The organism is Streptomyces sp. NPDC006384, assembly GCF_042870695.1.
Lineage (GTDB): Bacteria > Actinomycetota > Actinomycetes > Streptomycetales > Streptomycetaceae > Streptomyces.
This window is the reverse complement of the sequence record NZ_JBIAHR010000008.1, coordinates 189,419-204,260: the sequence shown is the minus strand read 5'-3', so window position 1 is coordinate 204,260 and position 14,842 is coordinate 189,419. Positions and strand designations below refer to the sequence as shown.

Sequence of the window (14,842 nt, the reverse complement as noted above, 5' to 3'; positions counted from 1 at the left end):
AGACTCTTCCGGCAGTCTGCGGATTGGACGGGCGACCCCCGCCGCGGGTTCCCGTTCCGGACCCGGAATCCGAAGTCGGGACGGACGGGCCCGGAGGGGCCGGTGGGGCGGGACCGGTGGGGCCCGGTGGAGCGTCAGGGTGCGAACGCCCGCCGCGCGTCCTCCCCCGGAGGGACGGACAAGCACCATGACAGGCTCATTGTCTGGTTAATCCTTCACTCTTTTGCCGCGCATCCGGATGAGTCGGGCGGCGTTAGTGAGAATATGACCAAGGTAACTGGGGGAAAGTGTCTCCCTTGGGCTTTCGAGCGTAGGAACATCATGGGGGGCCACGCGGTTCCATCGGTCCCTTGCGCTCATGACCCGGCAGTGACGTGCGCGTCGGCCACGCCGAACGGCACTCTGGGCAGAGGCGGACGCTCCGTCGCACCCGGCGGTACCGACCCCTTTGCGCGGGATTTCCCGAACGACACGGACGGGCCGCGGAAATACCCCGCCCGACGCCGGGACGCCATCAGGGAATGGCCCGTCCTCTCGCGAGCCGAGTGACCGGGCCGTGTACGAAGAAGAACCGTATTACGGACCGGACCACTCCACCCCCCACCCTTACTCCTGGCCCGGCCCCGAGGCGGGCTTCGGCCTCCCGCACGAGACGGGCTTCGGCTTTCCCCACGGGACGGGTCCCGAGCCCCGTCCCGAGGCGGGCCACGGCCGTCACCGCGCACCCGTCGACGACCCCTCCCTGCCGCTCGTCCCCGACATGTCCTGGGACCCGGCCGAGGAACTGGCCTTCATGCTCCAGGACGCCCTGGAGGAGCAGCTCCCGCAGACGGCCTCCCCGCCGCCTCCGCACGAGCCCCCGGCCCCCCCGGCCCCTCCGGCACCGGCCCCTCCGGCACCGGCCCCTCCGGCACCGGGCGGCCCCCTGGAGAACCTGCAGCAGATCACGGCCGAGCTGCCGCCGTTGAGGGGGAGCACCCGCAGCCACCGCAAGGTGCGCGAGCGGCGCGGCCCGAGGGGCCTGCGGGCGGTCAGCTACGTCATCGCCGCCGCCATCACCGTCATCGCCTCCGCGGTCAGCCTCTTCGGCGGCATGGTCGCCTACGACCCCCTGCGCGTCGTCGCCCTGACCCGGTTGCAGACCGATGTCGTCTCCTGGTGGCCCCTGCTCGTCTACGGCCCCTGGCTCGCGGCGTCGCTGTCCGTGCTGAGGGCGGCCCTGCACCAGCGCCGGGCCGTGCACTCCTGGTGCGTGGTCCTCGCCTTCTCCCTCATCGCGATGGCCCTGTGCGTCTCCGCGCAGACCTCCCGCACCGTCATGGACATCGCGGCCGCCGCCCTGCCGGGCCTGGCCTCCCTGACCTGCTTCCAGCAGCTCGTACGCCAGATCACGCTGACCCGCCCGCCCCGGCGCACCACCCCCCGCCACCGTCTGCGGCCGTCCCCGCAGGACCCCGACACGGCGCGCGCGCCGGACCCTGCACCGGGCCGCGACACCGGGACCGGCCGTGACACCGGCACCGGCCGCGACACCGGCACCGGCCGCCACGACGGCCCCCGGCCCGACGGGACGCGCCACGAGGGCCCCCGGTCCGGCGGCGCGTACGACCGCGACCGGCCCGGCGGTGTGCGCCGCGACGACGGCCGCGGTCCTCACCGTCCCGCGCCGTCACCCGCCCCCCGGACGCCGGAGCCCACCACCAAGACGTACGTGATCAGTGACAACCGGTCGCTGCGCAACCAGCCCCAGCGTCCGCCCGGCCCCTTCCCGCAGCCCCGGTACGCCGGCTCTCAGGCCGACTCGTTGAGCAGCCGGGCGAGATGAGCCCTGCCGCCGTCCAGCAGCCCGGGCAGCGGGGCGGCGGCCTCGTACCACCGCTTCTCGTACTCCCAGCACAGCCAGCCGTCCCAGCCCTCCCGGGAGAGCACCTCCACGCACTCGGCCAGCGGCAGCACGCCCGCGCCGAGCGGCAGCGGCGTGGTGTCGTCGGGCGAGGCGATGTCCTTGACCTGGACGTAGCCGAGGTGCGGTGACAGGGCCGCGTAGGACTCCACGGGCTGCTCGCCGCCCAGCCAGGTGTGCATGACGTCCCACACCGCGCCGACCTGCCGGTGACCGACCAGGCCGAGCACGCGCATCGCGTCGGCGCCGGTGCGGTGCGAGTCGTGGGTCTCCAGCAGGATGCGCACCCCGACGCCGGTGGCGTACTCGGCGGCGGTGCCCAGCCGCCGGGCGGCCGTCGCGTCGGCCTCCTCGGGGCTCTGATCGGTACCGCCGCCGGGGAAGACCCTGACGTACGGGGCGCCCAGATCGCGGGCCAGGTCGAGCAGGGTGCGGACCTCGGCGACGACGGCGTCGTCGTCACCGGGCGCGGCGACCCGCGCGTACCCCGCGACACAGAGCACCTCGACACCGGCCGCCTCGAACGCGGCGGCGGCGTCGGCCCGTTGCTCGGGGGAGAGACCGGGGTGGACCGGCTCCTCGGGATGGGCGCGCAGTTCGACGCCGTGGTATCCGTGGTCGGTGGCGAGCCGCAGCACATCGCTCAGCGGCAGTCCGGGCAGTCCGAGGGTGGAGAACGCCAGCTTCATGCCCGGGGACCCTACCGTTTCTTATGGGGGTTGGCCTGTGTCGGCCGACTCGCCGTAGACCGGGCCGGTGAGGGCCAGGTGACCTCGCGAACGGTCTTCGAGGTCGGGGAGCAGCACGTGCTGGTCACCTCGGCGCGGTCGGGTCTTGCCGCCCTGAGTGGGCGTGCCCGCTGTCCTGGGCGGGCTCGTGGTCCCGCGCGGCCTGGGGAGGGATGCGGTCTGGCCGGTAGCTCTCCGTGGCCCGATCCTCTGGTCGGGTGCGGTCACACCTGGCCGACGCCGGATCCTGTGTCCCAGGCCGCGCCTGCCGATCGCCACGGCGGCACCGTGGTGCCGGGTGACGGTGGTCCTGGTCTGCTGCTGGAGCGGGGTCTTCCAGTGCTTCTCGCCCCACATGCTGGTGTATGCGGGGTCGACGGCGATGATGTGGAGACCCTGGTGGTAGGCCATGCCGCGCAGCCGCTCGCGGAAGCGTGCGGTGGGGATGCCTGCGACCGCGCGGCGGAAGCGTTTGCCGCGCTGTCCGCGGCCCATGGTCTCGCGGCCGGTGGCGCGGGCGTCGGTGAAGCCGAGGTCCTCGATTATGACCGCGGCGCAGCCGTGCTCGTGGGCGATGGTGATCAGGCGGCTGATCGCCGTGCGGAGGCGGCCGTCCCGTGTGGTGGCGGGGCCTGTCAGGTCGAGCGGGACGGTGTGGGGTTCGCCGACCGGGTTGCCGTGCTCGTCGAGGACGGTGACGGCAAGGTGGTCGGCGTTGAGGCCGACGCCGAGCAGACGTGTGCCTGACGCGCGGATCTGCTGCGGTGTGAGCAGCGGGTTGGTGTCCAGGGACCAGGAGGCGTCGAGGTACCAGCGGCCGCGGGCGGGTTCATGGACGATGTCGTAGCGCACGGCCCGGTTCATGGTGACGCGGTCGAGCCACTCCTGGCGGCCGTGGTGGAAGCCCCCGCCGCGCCCGCACGGACGCCCCGCGTCCCCGAGGGAACGGCGTCTATCCCCGCGGCACTCCGGAGGAGCCCCGCACCATCAACTCCCCCCGTACCGTCGCGATCCCCCCGGGCGGCGCATCCTCCCGTCCCATCGCGATCCGCCCCGCCCGCGCCCCCGCCTCCGCGAGCGGCAGCCGCACCGTCGTCAGCGCGGGCACCGCGTCGATGCTGAACGGCAGGTCGTCGAAGCCGGCCACCGACACGTCCGCCGGGATCCGCAGCCCGGAGTCCCGCAGCGCCGCGCACGCCCCCAGCGCGACGGAGTCGTTCGCGGCGACCACGGCGGTCAGCTCCGGGTCCCGCCGCAGCAGCTCCAGCGTGGCCTCGTAGCCGGACTGCCGGTCGTAGCGGCCGTGGACCGTCCAGCGGGGGTCCTCCTCGATGCCGTGCGCGGCGAGCGCGGCCCGGTGGCCCTCCAGCCGGTGCCTGGTGGTGGTGCGCTCCCGGGGGCCCGCGATGTAGCCGAGCCGCCGGTGGCCGAGTCCGATCAGGTGCTCGGTCAGCTCCCGGCCGCCCCCGCGGTTGTCGAAGGCCAGCGCGATCGCCCCGGTGCCGGGTGCCGGCGGACGCCCGCACAGCACCACCCGCGTCCCGGCGTCCGTCAGCTTCCGCAGCTTGGCCGCCACCGCCTTCTGGTGCGCCGCGTCCTCCATAGCCCCGCCGGTCAGCACCACGGCCGCCGCCCGCTGCCGCTGCAGCAGCGTGAGGTAGGTCAGCTCGCGCTCCGGGGTGCCGCCGGTGTTGCAGACCACGGCGAGTCTCTCGCCGCCGGCCCTGCCGCCCGGGCCGCCGATCTCCGACTGGATCGCACCGGCCATCACGCCGAAGAAGGGGTCGGCGATGTCGTTGACCAGGATGCCCACCAGGTCGGACGTCGCCGCCGCCAGGGCGCTCGCGGGACCGTTGAGGACGTAGTCCAGGTCGTCGACCGCCTTCAGCACCCGCTCCCGGGTGGAGGCGGCCACGGGATAGTTCCCGTTCAGCACGCGCGACACCGTCGCGGGGGAGACCTTGGCGCGGGCCGCCACGTCCGCCAGTGTCACCGTCATGTCCTCGTCCTCCGGTCGGCCGTCTCGTCGTCCTCGCCGTACGCCCACGTCGTACGCCTTCGTGCACGGACCCCGGGGCCGGCCCGGGTTCCGTGCCGACCTTAAGCCCGGCGCACGCGTTTGTTCGCCCCCTCGAACAACTCGCTCCGGCCGCGCTCTTGTCCGGACCTCCGTCCACAGGCTAGCTTCATGACACATAGAAAGCGCTTGCTGTATCGCCTGTCCACTCTTCGGCGTATGCGGCGCGCGGACCGCCGTACGAAGGGAACGACGTGACACGCAAGACGGTGCGGATCGCCATGAACGGTGTGACCGGACGCATGGGCTACCGCCAGCACCTCGTCCGCTCCATCCTGGCCATCCGCGAACAGGGCGGCCTCGACCTGGGCGACGGCACCGTGCTGTGGCCGGAGCCGGTCCTGGTGGGCCGCCGCGAGCACGCGCTGCGGGCGCTCGCCGAGAAGCACGGCCTGGAGCACGTCTCCACCGACCTGGACGCCGTCCTCGCCGACGAGAGCGTCGAGATCTACTTCGACGCCCAGGTCACCTCGGCCCGCGAGGAGGCGATCAGGAAGGCGATCGCCGCCGGCAAGCACATCTACACCGAGAAGCCCACCGCCACCGGCCTCGACGGCGCCCTGGAACTGGCCCGCCTGGCGAACGCCGCCGGCGTCAGGCACGGCGTCGTCCAGGACAAGCTCTTCCTCCCCGGCCTGCTCAAGCTCAAGCGCCTCATCGACGGCGGCTTCTTCGGCCGCGTCCTGTCCGTGCGCGGCGAGTTCGGCTACTGGGTCTTCGAGGGCGACTGGCAGGACGCCCAGCGCCCCTCGTGGAACTACCGCGCCGAGGACGGCGGCGGCATCGTCGTCGACATGTTCCCGCACTGGGAGTACGTCCTGCACGAGCTGTTCGGCCGCGTGAAGACCGTCCAGGCCCTCACCGCCACCCACATCCCCGAGCGCTGGGACGAGGACGGCAAGCCCTACGACGCCACCGCCGACGACGCCGCCTACGGCATCTTCGAACTCGACGGCGGCGCGATCGCGCAGATCAACTCCTCCTGGACGGTCCGCGTCAACCGCGACGAACTCGTCGAGTTCCAGGTCGACGGCACCGAGGGCTCCGCCGTCGCGGGCCTGCGCAACTGCCGTGTCCAGCACCGCAGCGCCACCCCCAAGCCCGTCTGGAACCCGGACATCCCCGCCACCGAGGTCTTCCGCGACCAGTGGCAGGAGGTCCCCGACAACGGCGAGTTCGACAACGGCTTCAAGGCCCAGTGGGAGCTGTTCCTCAAGCACGTCTACGCCGACGCCCCCTACCGCTGGGACCTGCTGGCCGGCGCCCGCGGCGTCCAGCTCGCCGAACTGGGCCTGAAGTCCTCGGCCGAGGGCCGCCGCCTCGACGTACCGGAGATCTCGCTGTGACCCTCCACCTGCCCGACGCGAACGGCGCCCTGCGCGCCTACGAACCCCGCACCGAACCCCTCGCCCTCTCCACGGGAAGCGCTTTCACCTCCCGTACGGTCTTCTCCGCCGCGCACGTCGTCGCCGACCCGTACGCCGACACCACCCCCGACTCGCCCGCCGCCGTCGACTGGGACGCCACCCTCGCCTTCCGCCGCCACCTGTGGTCCCACGGACTCGGCGTCGCCGAGGCGATGGACACCGCCCAGCGCGGCATGGGCCTGGACTGGGCCGGCGCGGCCGAACTGATCCGCCGCTCCGCCGCCGAGGCCAGGGCGTGCGGCGGCCGCATCGCCTGCGGCGTCGGCACCGACCAGCTCACCGCCGGCACCCTCGCCGAGGTCCGCGCGGCCTACGAGGAACAGCTCGCCGTCGTCGAGGAGTCCGGCGCCCAGGCCATCCTGATGGCCTCCCGCGCCCTCGCCGCCACGGCCCAGGGCCCCGAGGACTACCTGGAGGTCTACGGCCACCTGCTGCGCCAGGCCGCCGAGCCGGTGATCCTGCACTGGCTGGGCCCCATGTTCGACCCGGCCCTGGAGGGCTACTGGGGCTCCTCCGACCTGGACGCGGCGACCGGCACCTTCCTGGAGGTCATCGCCGCCCACCCCGACAAGGTCGACGGCATCAAGGTCTCGTTGCTGGACGCCCGGCGCGAGGTGGACCTGCGCCGCCGCCTCCCCAAGGGCGTGCGCTGCTACACCGGCGACGACTTCCACTACCCCGAGCTGATCGCCGGTGACGACCAGGGCTTCAGCCACGCCCTGCTCGGCATCTTCGACCCGCTGGGCCCGCTGGCCGCCGAGGCGGTCCGCGTCCTGGACACCGGGAACACGGAGGGCTTCCGCGCCCTCCTCGACCCCACCGTCCCCCTCTCCCGCCACCTCTTCCAGGCCCCCACCCGCTTCTACAAGACGGGCGTGGTGTTCCTGGCCTGGCTGGCGGGCCACCAGTCCCACTTCACGATGGTCGGCGGCCTCCAGTCGGCCCGCTCCCTGCCGCACCTCGCCCGCGCCTACGAACTCGCCGACGGCCTCGGCCTGTTCCCCGACCCGAAGCTGGCGGAGGACCGCATGCGGAACCTGCTGAGCCTGTACGGGGTGGACCGGTGACCGATCTCGCGCGCTTCAGCATCAACCAGATGACGGTCAAGCAGCTCTCGCTGCCCGAACTGACCGCCGCCTGCCGCGACCTGGGCATCGGCAACGTCGGCCTGTGGCGCGAGCCGGTCCAGGAGTACGGCGTCGAGGCGGCGGCGAAACTGGTCCGCGACGCGGGCCTGAACGCCACCACCCTGTGCCGCGGCGGCTTCCTCACGGCGACCGACCCGGACGAGCGCGCCCGGGCCCTCGCCGACAACCGCCGCGCGGTCGACGAGGCCGCCGCCCTCGGCACCGACACCCTGGTGCTGGTCTCGGGCGGCCTCCCGCCCGGCGGCAAGGACCTGCACGCGGCCCGCGAACGCATCGCGGACGCGCTGGCCGAACTGGGCCCCTACGCCGAGAAGCACGGCGTACGCCTCGCCATCGAGCCCCTGCACCCCATGTTCGCCTCGGACCGCTGCGTGGTCTCCACCCTCGCCCAGGCCCTGGACCTCGCCGAGCGCTTCCCCGCCCACCAGGTCGGCGTCACCGTCGACACGTACCACATCTGGTGGGACGACCGGGCGCCGGAGCAGATCGCCCGGGCGGGCGCCTCCGGCCGCATCCACACCTTCCAGCTCGCCGACTGGACGACCCCTCTCCCGGAGGGCGTCCTCAACGGCCGCGGCCAGATCGGCGACGGCGCGATCGACATGCGCGAGTGGAAGTCCTACGTCGACGCGGCCGGTTACACCGGCGCCATCGAGGTCGAGCTGTTCAACGACGCCCTGTGGGCCCGGGACGGCCGGGAGGTCCTGGCGGAGACGGCGGCCCGCTTCGCGGAACACGCGGCGTAGGAACGGCCGCTCGGTCGCTTCCCCGACGTGAGGGACCCGTGGACACCGTGCCGCACGGGGCGGGCACGACCCCCGTGCGGCACGGCCGTACGACCGCGCTCACGCCGTCCCGCAGCGACCGCGCAGGATCTCCACGCCGTCGCCCCCGAGGTCGTCGCAGTACGCCGCGCGACCGGTCATGGCCATCACCAGGGCCAGGGTGGGACCGGACACCACGGGCCCGGAACCGGTCGTGAAGGGGCCGTCGTCCGCGACGAGCCGCAGCCCGCCGACGCGCCCCTTGGCGACGACCACGAGGTCCGAGCCCGCGTAGTACTCGGCGACCCGGGTGACGACGTCGACCGGACGGTCGTGACGGATGCCCAGCGGGCGCCGGATGTCCTCCCCGTGCACGAGTGTCTCGCCCAGCATGGCGACGGCCGGCAGGGGCGGCTTGGTCGTGCTCGGGACGACGCGCCGGAACCGCGCGAGGGTCTCGGCGGGGGTGTCGCCCAGCTGCTCGGCCAGCCGCACGGCCACCTGCCTGTCGAAGTCGAACCGGCAGCGGATCACCCCCGCCATCCAGCGCACGGCGTTGAGGCTCGCCCCCGCGGTGAGATGCGCCAGCACCTCGCGCACCGACAGCCCGGCACAGAGCGAGGGCGTCTCCCACCGCTCGTCGGTCAGGTCCTCGAGGTCGGCCGCCAGGGCCGCGCGCTCGGTGTGTATCAGGGGCCAGACGCCGGTCCCGCGGCTGCGGTCCGCGGTCGGCTTCGGATCGGTCATGGGGAAGATCTCCTGTCACAGGCCACGCTCCACGTCGCACCCGGACCGCAACGGGCGGGCGTCCGGCACGGGTGCTCGTGACGGAGACTCCCGTTCCGGAGCGAAGTCATCGCCCGTGAGCGATCTTTCCTCCGGCACCCGGGCCCGCCCCGCCCGCACCGGCGACTCCCGCAGTCGGCACGCCAGGCTCGACGACCAGGCCGATCACCCTGTGACGTGGGGACACGGCGCGTTCGTCAGTCCTCCCAGAAAGCCCAGAAGACGCCGACCTCCGTGTCGGAGACCGCGATCACGCCGCAGTCGGCGGTGTACTCGGTGAGACCCTCGTGGATTCCCTCGCGGTTCAGCATGTCGGCGTCCGGGTCTCCCTTCACCGCCGCCGCGTTGGTGAAGCAGGCGGCGTTCTCACCGAAGCGGGACAGAATCCGTTGTGCGTGTGACAGGAGTTCCTCCTTCCGCTCCGCGAAGTCCGGGATGTCGTCGGGACGGAACCATTCCCCCTGCAAGGTGGCGAGCACTTCCGTTGCTCCACGGCGTGACACCGGGAGGACGTGGTCGAAGTGAGCGGCTGTCACCAGGAGAAAGGGCCCGTCCACCTCCCTGTAGGAGCTTCCGCCGGGAGAGAGGGTCATGACCGGCCAGCCGCGCGGGTCTCGTGTCCGCAGACGCATGATGTCGAGGGCGTCCAGCCGCCAGTCCTCGTGCCGTCGAGCACCGGTCGACGCGAACATGGCTTCACCGAAAAGGGCACGCAGGGAGCGGTTCCAGGAATCCCTGTCGATTTCACTCACGTGTACGTCCTTGGGTCTGGTCGACGGATCAGGCCGTGCGGGGGCGCCGGGCGGCATGGAAGGCGTGGACCATGCCGCTACGCGGTAAGGCGAGTTCGGCAACACAGCTCTTGACGCGTTCCCCGCCGACGGCTTCCGCTCCCCGGGACGATCGCCCTGTGACGTGGGCCCACCCGCGCGAACGTCCGGCCGCCGCCGAAGAGGTCCAGCAGCGCCGCTGCCCAGGAGCCGGAGTCGAGGAAGGGGTCTTGCCGAGGCATGGAACTCCTGTTCATGACTGTTGAACGAGAGGCCTCCGGGCCGTGCGGTGCCACCTCGCACCGTCTCCCGAGAGGCGTACCTGGCGTCGGGGAACCTGCGGAAGGGAGAGATCTGATCCTTTGCGCAATGCGGCCGCTGCCCATGGCATCACTCCACGCCTTCGTGCGGGGCGGGCGCGTAATCGGCCGGAGGCATGCCGAGCCTGTGCGCCACCAGTTCCAGCCACGCGGCCGGAGTGTAGGGAGCCGGTGGGTCGACTTCCATACCCAGTTCGGCGACGGCCACGGCGTAGGCGGACTCGTCGAGTCCCATGGCGAGCAGTTCGTGCAGCTCGCCGACGAGTCGCGCCACGAGCTGGGGAGCAGTGGAGGAGCGGTAGTCCTCGACCGCATCGTCGTGGTCGGCGAATTCGTCCGGCATGTCCTGGGAGAACCAGCCGCCCAGGAACTGTCCGGTCTCCGGGAACCGGGCATGCCACTCCCAGTGCGTCGCGGGGACGGCCGGGGGCGGGGCGGCCCCTTGCTCGATGCTTCGCCTGAGGTGATCGGCGAGACAGCGCAGCCACTGCTGGATCTCGTTGTCGGGCAGACCGACGTCGGGGACGGCGTAGAACTCACCGAGTCTCCGTCGCAGTCTCCCGGGCGGGTGCTCGGCGTAATCGCGGAGCTGCCGTTCGGCGATGGCCAGCGCCCACGGCCGGGTGTGCCACGTGTGGCGAAGGTAGGCGGTGAGGGCGGGCCCGGCCTGTTCCGGGGTGTCGTCGGCGGCGTGCCCGACGTAGGCGCGGATCACCTGGTCCAACTCGCCGTAGCGGTGATCGTGATCGAGAGGGCTCAGAGGCATGGTGATCGGTCTTCTACAGGTGGATGGGGAAGGTGGCGTGGACGGTGAAGCCGTGCGGGGTGCCTGCGTCCCGCTTGAGGATCACCCGGGCCGCACGTACGTCGACAGGATCCCGTCCGGCGAACATCATCGCCTGCAACAGGACGCGTCCCACCGGTTCGGGGCGAGTGGGCCAGGACGCCTCGATGGTCAGGCGTGACCGTGTGGACTGGGCCAGCCAGCGGTGGATCACCTGTTCATTGGCGGTGACGACCTGCTGGGTCGCCCACTGTGCGGTGCCACGGTCGGGGTAGGTGGCGGAACGGGTACGCAAAGTCAGGTCCCTTCAGTCTTCCCAGAACGCCCAGAAGACGCCGATCTCTGAGTCGGATACCGCGACGAGTCCACAGTCAGTTGTGTAGACGGAAAGACAGTCCCATTCCGTGTCGGGATTCAGGAGGTCGGCGTCGGGGTCTCTGTGGGCCTCGGCGGCATTCGTGAAGAATTGGCTGTCGGGGCCGAATCGCGACAGAATCGTGCGTGAGCTCCGGAAGAGTATTTCTTTTCGCTGCTCGAAATTAGGGATATTGTGAGCCTGGTAAAATTCACCTTTCAGTGCCACCAGGAGTCGGCCGGCTGATTCCGCTTTGACCTCGTGCAGTGACGCCCCGGTCTCCTCGGGACTCCAGGGGTAGAACGGTGAGTTCGTGCCACTGCGGTTTTCGTCGACTTCGGGCGCATAATTGAGTGAGGCCCAGTTTCGTGGATCGGCGGCCTTGAGGGACATGATCGTGGTCACGTCGAGGCGCCAGTCCTCGTGACGCCTGGGGCCCACCTGAGCGAAAGTCCATCCGCCACCGAACAGATCGAACAGGGCGGATTTCCAGGAGTCTGCATCGACAGTGGGTTTTTCCTCCGGCACGGCACTCCTTTTTATGTGTTGGGCAGGGTGTCGCTGGGCATCGCGGTCAGTACAACATATGGGGGATGACCGCCTGGACGAGGCCGAAGAGTTACCAGCACCTTGTCGGAGTCGTGTGCCTGTGCGTCTCCGCGCGCCCAGGAGCGGCCCACGGGGTGACTGAACTCGAGGCCGATGTTCCTCGTCTGGTTGGGCTGTGTCGGATTTCTGCTGAGCCACCGGTCGATCTTGCGCTGGTTGTCGGGATCGTCGAGGACGGCCTGGGTGTATCGCTGTGCCTGGCCGAGGTCGTGGAACGTGGACACAGCGATGGGCCTGGTGACCCCGTCGGGGTAAAGTCTCGCTTGGTCCCTGAGTCGCTGCTCGAGTTGTGCGTCCGTCTTGCCTACGTGTTTGTCGATGACGTGAGCACCCACCAGACCCTCCTGATTGGCCAGGTCCACGGGATACTTGTGCTTCGACTCGTCGTCTCCGGGGACGGTGTAGAGAGGGTCGCCCTTGAAATCTGTCAGCGCTCGTGCACCGAACGCTTCGGCCCGGGCTTCCTCCGCCTTGAAGGTAGGGGCGCTTTTGGAAGCCTCGTCCAGGGCTTCCAGCAGGTCCTTGATGCGTCGTGTCTGGCGTTCGACGCGGTTGTCGTATGCCGTGACCGCGTCGTTCATGGCCTGCTCGTCGATGTTCAGCACGATGCCGGACGAGAGATCGGTGACGATCCCCTTCCCCATTTTCAGCAGCCCTTTGCCCAGATTCTTGACGTCCTTGAGGTCTACGCCGTCGCTCAGGTCGATCTGGGGCAGGGTGTCGATGACCGCTTTACGGTAGATCCGGTGGAGGTCGTCGCGGACGTCTTCGGCGGCCTTCGCGAAGTGCGCGAGGGCGTCCACCATCACTTCACACGTGTCGAACAGGACGGCGAAAACCGGGTGACTCGTGCCGCGGTTGGTGGCCTCGTCGTTCTTCCAGTTGTAGCCGTGCCGGCCTTTGCCCCAGGCGGATGTGCCCCACAGCGTGCTGCAGAACGTACGCATGGCGCCGTACCACTCGCTGTTCGACTGGTCGGTGATGCTCTGCATCAGCGGCGTGAGTGTTCCGTCGACCGCAGCCAGGGTCGTCTGTGGCATGCGCCAGGTCTCCGAGACCGAGTTGACGCGGTGGTGGTTGGGCAGCGGCAGGATCTCGGCGGCCTTGCCCCAGCGGCAGGCGTCTTCGAGGAGGGGGCGCAGTACGGTCAGGACCACCGCCTCCACACCCTCCAAGGCGCGCTGGACGAAGTCCTGGCTGTCGTCGAAGTCCCCCCACTTGAAGTCCGTGACGGGACCGTACGAGGGAGGGGTGTCGATGACGACCGGAGGGTGCTGGTGCCGCGGCTGAACCGTGGGGGACGGGTTGGTCGCGGCGTCGGCCGCCGCGTAGTTGTTGCCGGTGACGGTGAAACCGACCGCCGCACCTCCCACGCTCACCACGGCTTTGGCCCACACGTCGAGGAAGCGTTCCGCCACGTCCTTGTAGGCGCTGGTGAAGCTCTGGACGGCCGTCCCTCTGCCGCCACCGTCCGGGTAGCGCGCCAGTTCGGTGAGGAACGCCTTGACACCTCGGTGCATCTGGTCCTGTTGGTCGGCGAACCCCAGGGAGACGCCGTAGAGAACGGACGGTGTGACGTCCACCGTCCCGCTCGGGGATCCCGGGCCCGCCGGCGTGGTCATCAGGCGGCTCCCCAGCCGCGCAGCACGGCGCGGTGCGCCGACGTGTAGTTGACGTGACCGGTCGTCACTATCTCGTGCAGCCACTTCTGGGCCGCCTGGAGATCCTGTGCCGAACGGTCCCACTCGTCGAGTTTGTCGACGAAGACCTCCCGGGCCTCACCCTCCCACGACAGCACGACCGGGACGACACGGTCGTAGAGGTCATCCAGCTTCTCGTTCAGTTTCTCGAGGATGTCCTCCAACTCCACGGCGAGCTCATGGAGCGTGCCGAAGGAGACCGTTATGCGGTCCTCGGCGGGCTTCTCGTGTGGCATACATTCCCCGTACGTCAATGCCTGCGTATGCGATGGTGCTGTGCAGCCAGGTGATCAGAACGCGTCGAGGCTGCTGCGGTGACGGGCCGGAGCGGCGTCCGCCCCGGAGTCCGTGTACGGCGTGGACAGCCTGTCGACCTCGCTGTCGACGTCGACCCGGATGTGCTGGAGCTGGGCGAGTACGTCAAGATCGCGCTGGGTGAAGCCGTCCCTGCTGAGGCGTACCGCCTGTTCGAGGTGGCGTATCACCTCACGGATCCGCACGGCGTCCTCGGCCGCCGCCCGGTGGAAACCGCGGTAGGCGGTCCCGGCGGGACCACGCCAACCGGCCTCGATGCGGTCCACCACCCCGTCCATCCGCTTGACCTGCTTGTCCAGGTGGTCCTGCATGTCGTCGAGGTCGTCCGCGAGCTTGGTCAGGTCGTCGTCGGAGACACGCAGATCAGGATTGGCGCCTTGACGAGCAGGTACATCGGGTTTCTCCATGGTGGCTTCCCCCGTTCCGTTCGACAGCGGCAGGCAACTGCCTGCGTCCGTTGGCCACATGATCCTATGAAGTGATCGCCTGGCAGGGGTCGGGGCTCTCCAGGCGTTCGTCGTCACCGACACTCTGCAGCTGGCGGGCGAGGAGCGGATCTCCCTCGACCAGGCGGTGGGCGGACTGCTCCCGGGGAGCGTGTCAGGATCCGGGAACGACGAGCGGAGCATCACCGTCCGCGATCTGCCGCGGCACTCCTGTTCGTCTGGGCCTGGTCGGGAGCCGGACCGGAGGCCTCGCAGGTCAGGACGGCATCGGTGCCGGTGTTCCGAGGGCGGCGACCACGTCGAGCCGATCGCGGCGGATCCGGTCGCGGCCCCACTCGGCGAGCGGCCGCAGCGCCTCGTTGAGGGCCGCGCCCGACTCGGTCAGCGAGTACTCCACGCGCGGCGGCACCTCCGCGTAGACCGTGCGGTGGACGAGACCGTCCTCCTCCATCTGGCGCAGATGCTGCGTCAGCATCTTCTCGCTCACACCCGGCAGCGCGCGGCGCAGTTCGGCGAAGCGCCGGACGCCGTGGGTGTGCAGTTCCCAGAGGACGAGCCCTTTCCACTTGCCGCTGACGACGTCGAGCGCGGCGTCGATACCGCAGATGTAGGGACCGTTGCGGGGCGCCTTGGCCATGGCTCCTCCTTGCTTACCAAGAGGTAAGTACCGCAGTAAATAGTGGGTACTTCCGCGACGATACAGCGGTCCG

16 protein-coding genes are annotated in these 14,842 nt (G+C 70.5%); 4 read left to right on the top strand and 12 right to left on the bottom strand.

Translation table 11 applies throughout. The features are described from left to right. Positions 1 to 556 precede the first annotated feature (556 nt). A complete protein-coding gene (locus ACFYOJ_RS13295; RefSeq protein WP_388596810.1) occupies positions 557 to 1,825 on the top strand; it encodes a DUF2637 domain-containing protein in 1,269 nt (422 codons plus the stop codon). Here the strand turns inward: ACFYOJ_RS13295 and ACFYOJ_RS13290 are convergent. From ACFYOJ_RS13290 to ACFYOJ_RS13280, 3 genes are all read right to left on the bottom strand, one after another. Then, positions 1,792 to 2,592, bottom strand: a complete 801-nt coding sequence (locus ACFYOJ_RS13290) for a sugar phosphate isomerase/epimerase family protein (RefSeq protein ID WP_356554907.1) — start codon at positions 2,590 to 2,592, stop codon at positions 1,792 to 1,794. The genes ACFYOJ_RS13295 and ACFYOJ_RS13290 overlap by 34 nt on opposite strands. 21 nt (positions 2,593 to 2,613) lie before the next feature. Next, positions 2,614 to 3,495, bottom strand: coding sequence for a hypothetical protein (locus ACFYOJ_RS13285; RefSeq protein WP_356554905.1), 882 nt, complete (start codon positions 3,493 to 3,495; stop codon positions 2,614 to 2,616). A gap of 88 nt (positions 3,496 to 3,583) precedes the next feature. Continuing rightward, positions 3,584 to 4,630, bottom strand: a complete 1,047-nt coding sequence (locus ACFYOJ_RS13280) for a LacI family DNA-binding transcriptional regulator (RefSeq protein WP_356554903.1) — start codon at positions 4,628 to 4,630, stop codon at positions 3,584 to 3,586. 272 nt (positions 4,631 to 4,902) lie between these two features. On the opposite strand from ACFYOJ_RS13280, the gene ACFYOJ_RS13275 reads away from it, so the two are divergent. From ACFYOJ_RS13275 to ACFYOJ_RS13265, 3 genes are read left to right on the top strand one after another with little or no spacing between them, the layout of a single operon-like run. After that, on the top strand, positions 4,903 to 6,054 hold the full coding sequence (locus tag ACFYOJ_RS13275; protein ID WP_356554901.1) for a Gfo/Idh/MocA family oxidoreductase: 1,152 nt from the start codon (positions 4,903 to 4,905) through the stop codon (positions 6,052 to 6,054). Beyond that, a complete protein-coding gene (locus tag ACFYOJ_RS13270; protein ID WP_356554900.1) occupies positions 6,051 to 7,202 on the top strand; it encodes a dihydrodipicolinate synthase family protein in 1,152 nt (383 codons plus the stop codon). Before ACFYOJ_RS13275 ends, ACFYOJ_RS13270 begins: the two co-directional genes overlap by 4 nt. Then, on the top strand, positions 7,199 to 8,029 hold the full coding sequence (locus ACFYOJ_RS13265) for a sugar phosphate isomerase/epimerase family protein (RefSeq protein ID WP_356554898.1): 831 nt from the start codon (positions 7,199 to 7,201) through the stop codon (positions 8,027 to 8,029). Before ACFYOJ_RS13270 ends, ACFYOJ_RS13265 begins: the two co-directional genes overlap by 4 nt. A 99-nt stretch (positions 8,030 to 8,128) precedes the next feature. On the opposite strand, the gene ACFYOJ_RS13260 is transcribed toward ACFYOJ_RS13265, so the two are convergent. The 9 genes from ACFYOJ_RS13260 to ACFYOJ_RS13220 all read right to left on the bottom strand — a co-directional run bounded on the left by ACFYOJ_RS13260 (position 8,129) and on the right by ACFYOJ_RS13220 (position 14,769). Beyond that, a complete protein-coding gene (locus ACFYOJ_RS13260) occupies positions 8,129 to 8,794 on the bottom strand; it encodes a maleylpyruvate isomerase family mycothiol-dependent enzyme (RefSeq protein ID WP_356554897.1) in 666 nt (221 codons plus the stop codon). A gap of 236 nt (positions 8,795 to 9,030) precedes the next feature. Further along, positions 9,031 to 9,585, bottom strand: a complete 555-nt coding sequence (locus tag ACFYOJ_RS13255; protein WP_356554895.1) for a hypothetical protein — start codon at positions 9,583 to 9,585, stop codon at positions 9,031 to 9,033. A gap of 408 nt (positions 9,586 to 9,993) precedes the next feature. Continuing rightward, entirely contained in the window at positions 9,994 to 10,689 is a 696-nt protein-coding gene (locus ACFYOJ_RS13250) for a contact-dependent growth inhibition system immunity protein (protein ID WP_356554893.1), read from the bottom strand. A 13-nt stretch (positions 10,690 to 10,702) separates the two neighbouring features. Beyond that, entirely contained in the window at positions 10,703 to 11,002 is a 300-nt protein-coding gene (locus ACFYOJ_RS13245) for an RNase A-like domain-containing protein (protein WP_356554891.1), read from the bottom strand. A 12-nt stretch (positions 11,003 to 11,014) separates the two neighbouring features. Further along, positions 11,015 to 11,590 carry a hypothetical protein gene (locus tag ACFYOJ_RS13240; protein ID WP_356554889.1) on the bottom strand — a complete coding sequence of 192 codons (576 nt, stop codon included), beginning with the start codon at positions 11,588 to 11,590 and terminating at the stop codon, positions 11,015 to 11,017. Positions 11,591 to 11,601: 11 nt separating this feature from the next. Continuing rightward, positions 11,602 to 13,293 (bottom strand): RNase A-like domain-containing protein, encoded by a 1,692-nt coding sequence (locus ACFYOJ_RS13235; RefSeq protein WP_356554887.1) that lies wholly within the window; start codon positions 13,291 to 13,293, stop codon positions 11,602 to 11,604. Next, positions 13,293 to 13,607, bottom strand: a complete 315-nt coding sequence (locus tag ACFYOJ_RS13230) for a WXG100 family type VII secretion target (RefSeq protein WP_356554885.1) — start codon at positions 13,605 to 13,607, stop codon at positions 13,293 to 13,295. Before ACFYOJ_RS13230 ends, ACFYOJ_RS13235 begins: the two co-directional genes overlap by 1 nt. Positions 13,608 to 13,661: 54 nt before the next feature. Beyond that, on the bottom strand, positions 13,662 to 14,093 hold the full coding sequence (locus ACFYOJ_RS13225) for a WXG100 family type VII secretion target (RefSeq protein ID WP_356554883.1): 432 nt from the start codon (positions 14,091 to 14,093) through the stop codon (positions 13,662 to 13,664). Positions 14,094 to 14,388: 295 nt separating this feature from the next. Then, on the bottom strand, positions 14,389 to 14,769 hold the full coding sequence (locus ACFYOJ_RS13220) for a helix-turn-helix domain-containing protein (RefSeq protein ID WP_356554881.1): 381 nt from the start codon (positions 14,767 to 14,769) through the stop codon (positions 14,389 to 14,391). Positions 14,770 to 14,842 lie beyond the last annotated feature (73 nt).

Bases quoted from the DNA above. Each gene is read 5' to 3' on its own strand.
- ACFYOJ_RS13290 (WP_356554907.1), bottom strand. From the start codon at position 2,592: ATGAAGCTGGCGTTCTCCACCCTCGGACTGCCCGGACTGCCGCTGAGC.
- ACFYOJ_RS13285 (WP_356554905.1), bottom strand. From the start codon at position 3,495: ATGAACCGGGCCGTGCGCTACGACATCGTCCATGAACCCGCCCGCGGC.
- ACFYOJ_RS13280 (WP_356554903.1), bottom strand. From the start codon at position 4,630: ATGACGGTGACACTGGCGGACGTGGCGGCCCGCGCCAAGGTCTCCCCC.
- ACFYOJ_RS13260 (WP_356554897.1), bottom strand. From the start codon at position 8,794: ATGACCGATCCGAAGCCGACCGCGGACCGCAGCCGCGGGACCGGCGTC.
- ACFYOJ_RS13250 (WP_356554893.1), bottom strand. From the start codon at position 10,689: ATGCCTCTGAGCCCTCTCGATCACGATCACCGCTACGGCGAGTTGGAC.
- ACFYOJ_RS13235 (WP_356554887.1), bottom strand. From the start codon at position 13,293: ATGACCACGCCGGCGGGCCCGGGATCCCCGAGCGGGACGGTGGACGTC.
- ACFYOJ_RS13230 (WP_356554885.1), bottom strand. From the start codon at position 13,607: ATGCCACACGAGAAGCCCGCCGAGGACCGCATAACGGTCTCCTTCGGC.
- ACFYOJ_RS13225 (WP_356554883.1), bottom strand. From the start codon at position 14,093: ATGGAGAAACCCGATGTACCTGCTCGTCAAGGCGCCAATCCTGATCTG.
- ACFYOJ_RS13220 (WP_356554881.1), bottom strand. From the start codon at position 14,769: ATGGCCAAGGCGCCCCGCAACGGTCCCTACATCTGCGGTATCGACGCC.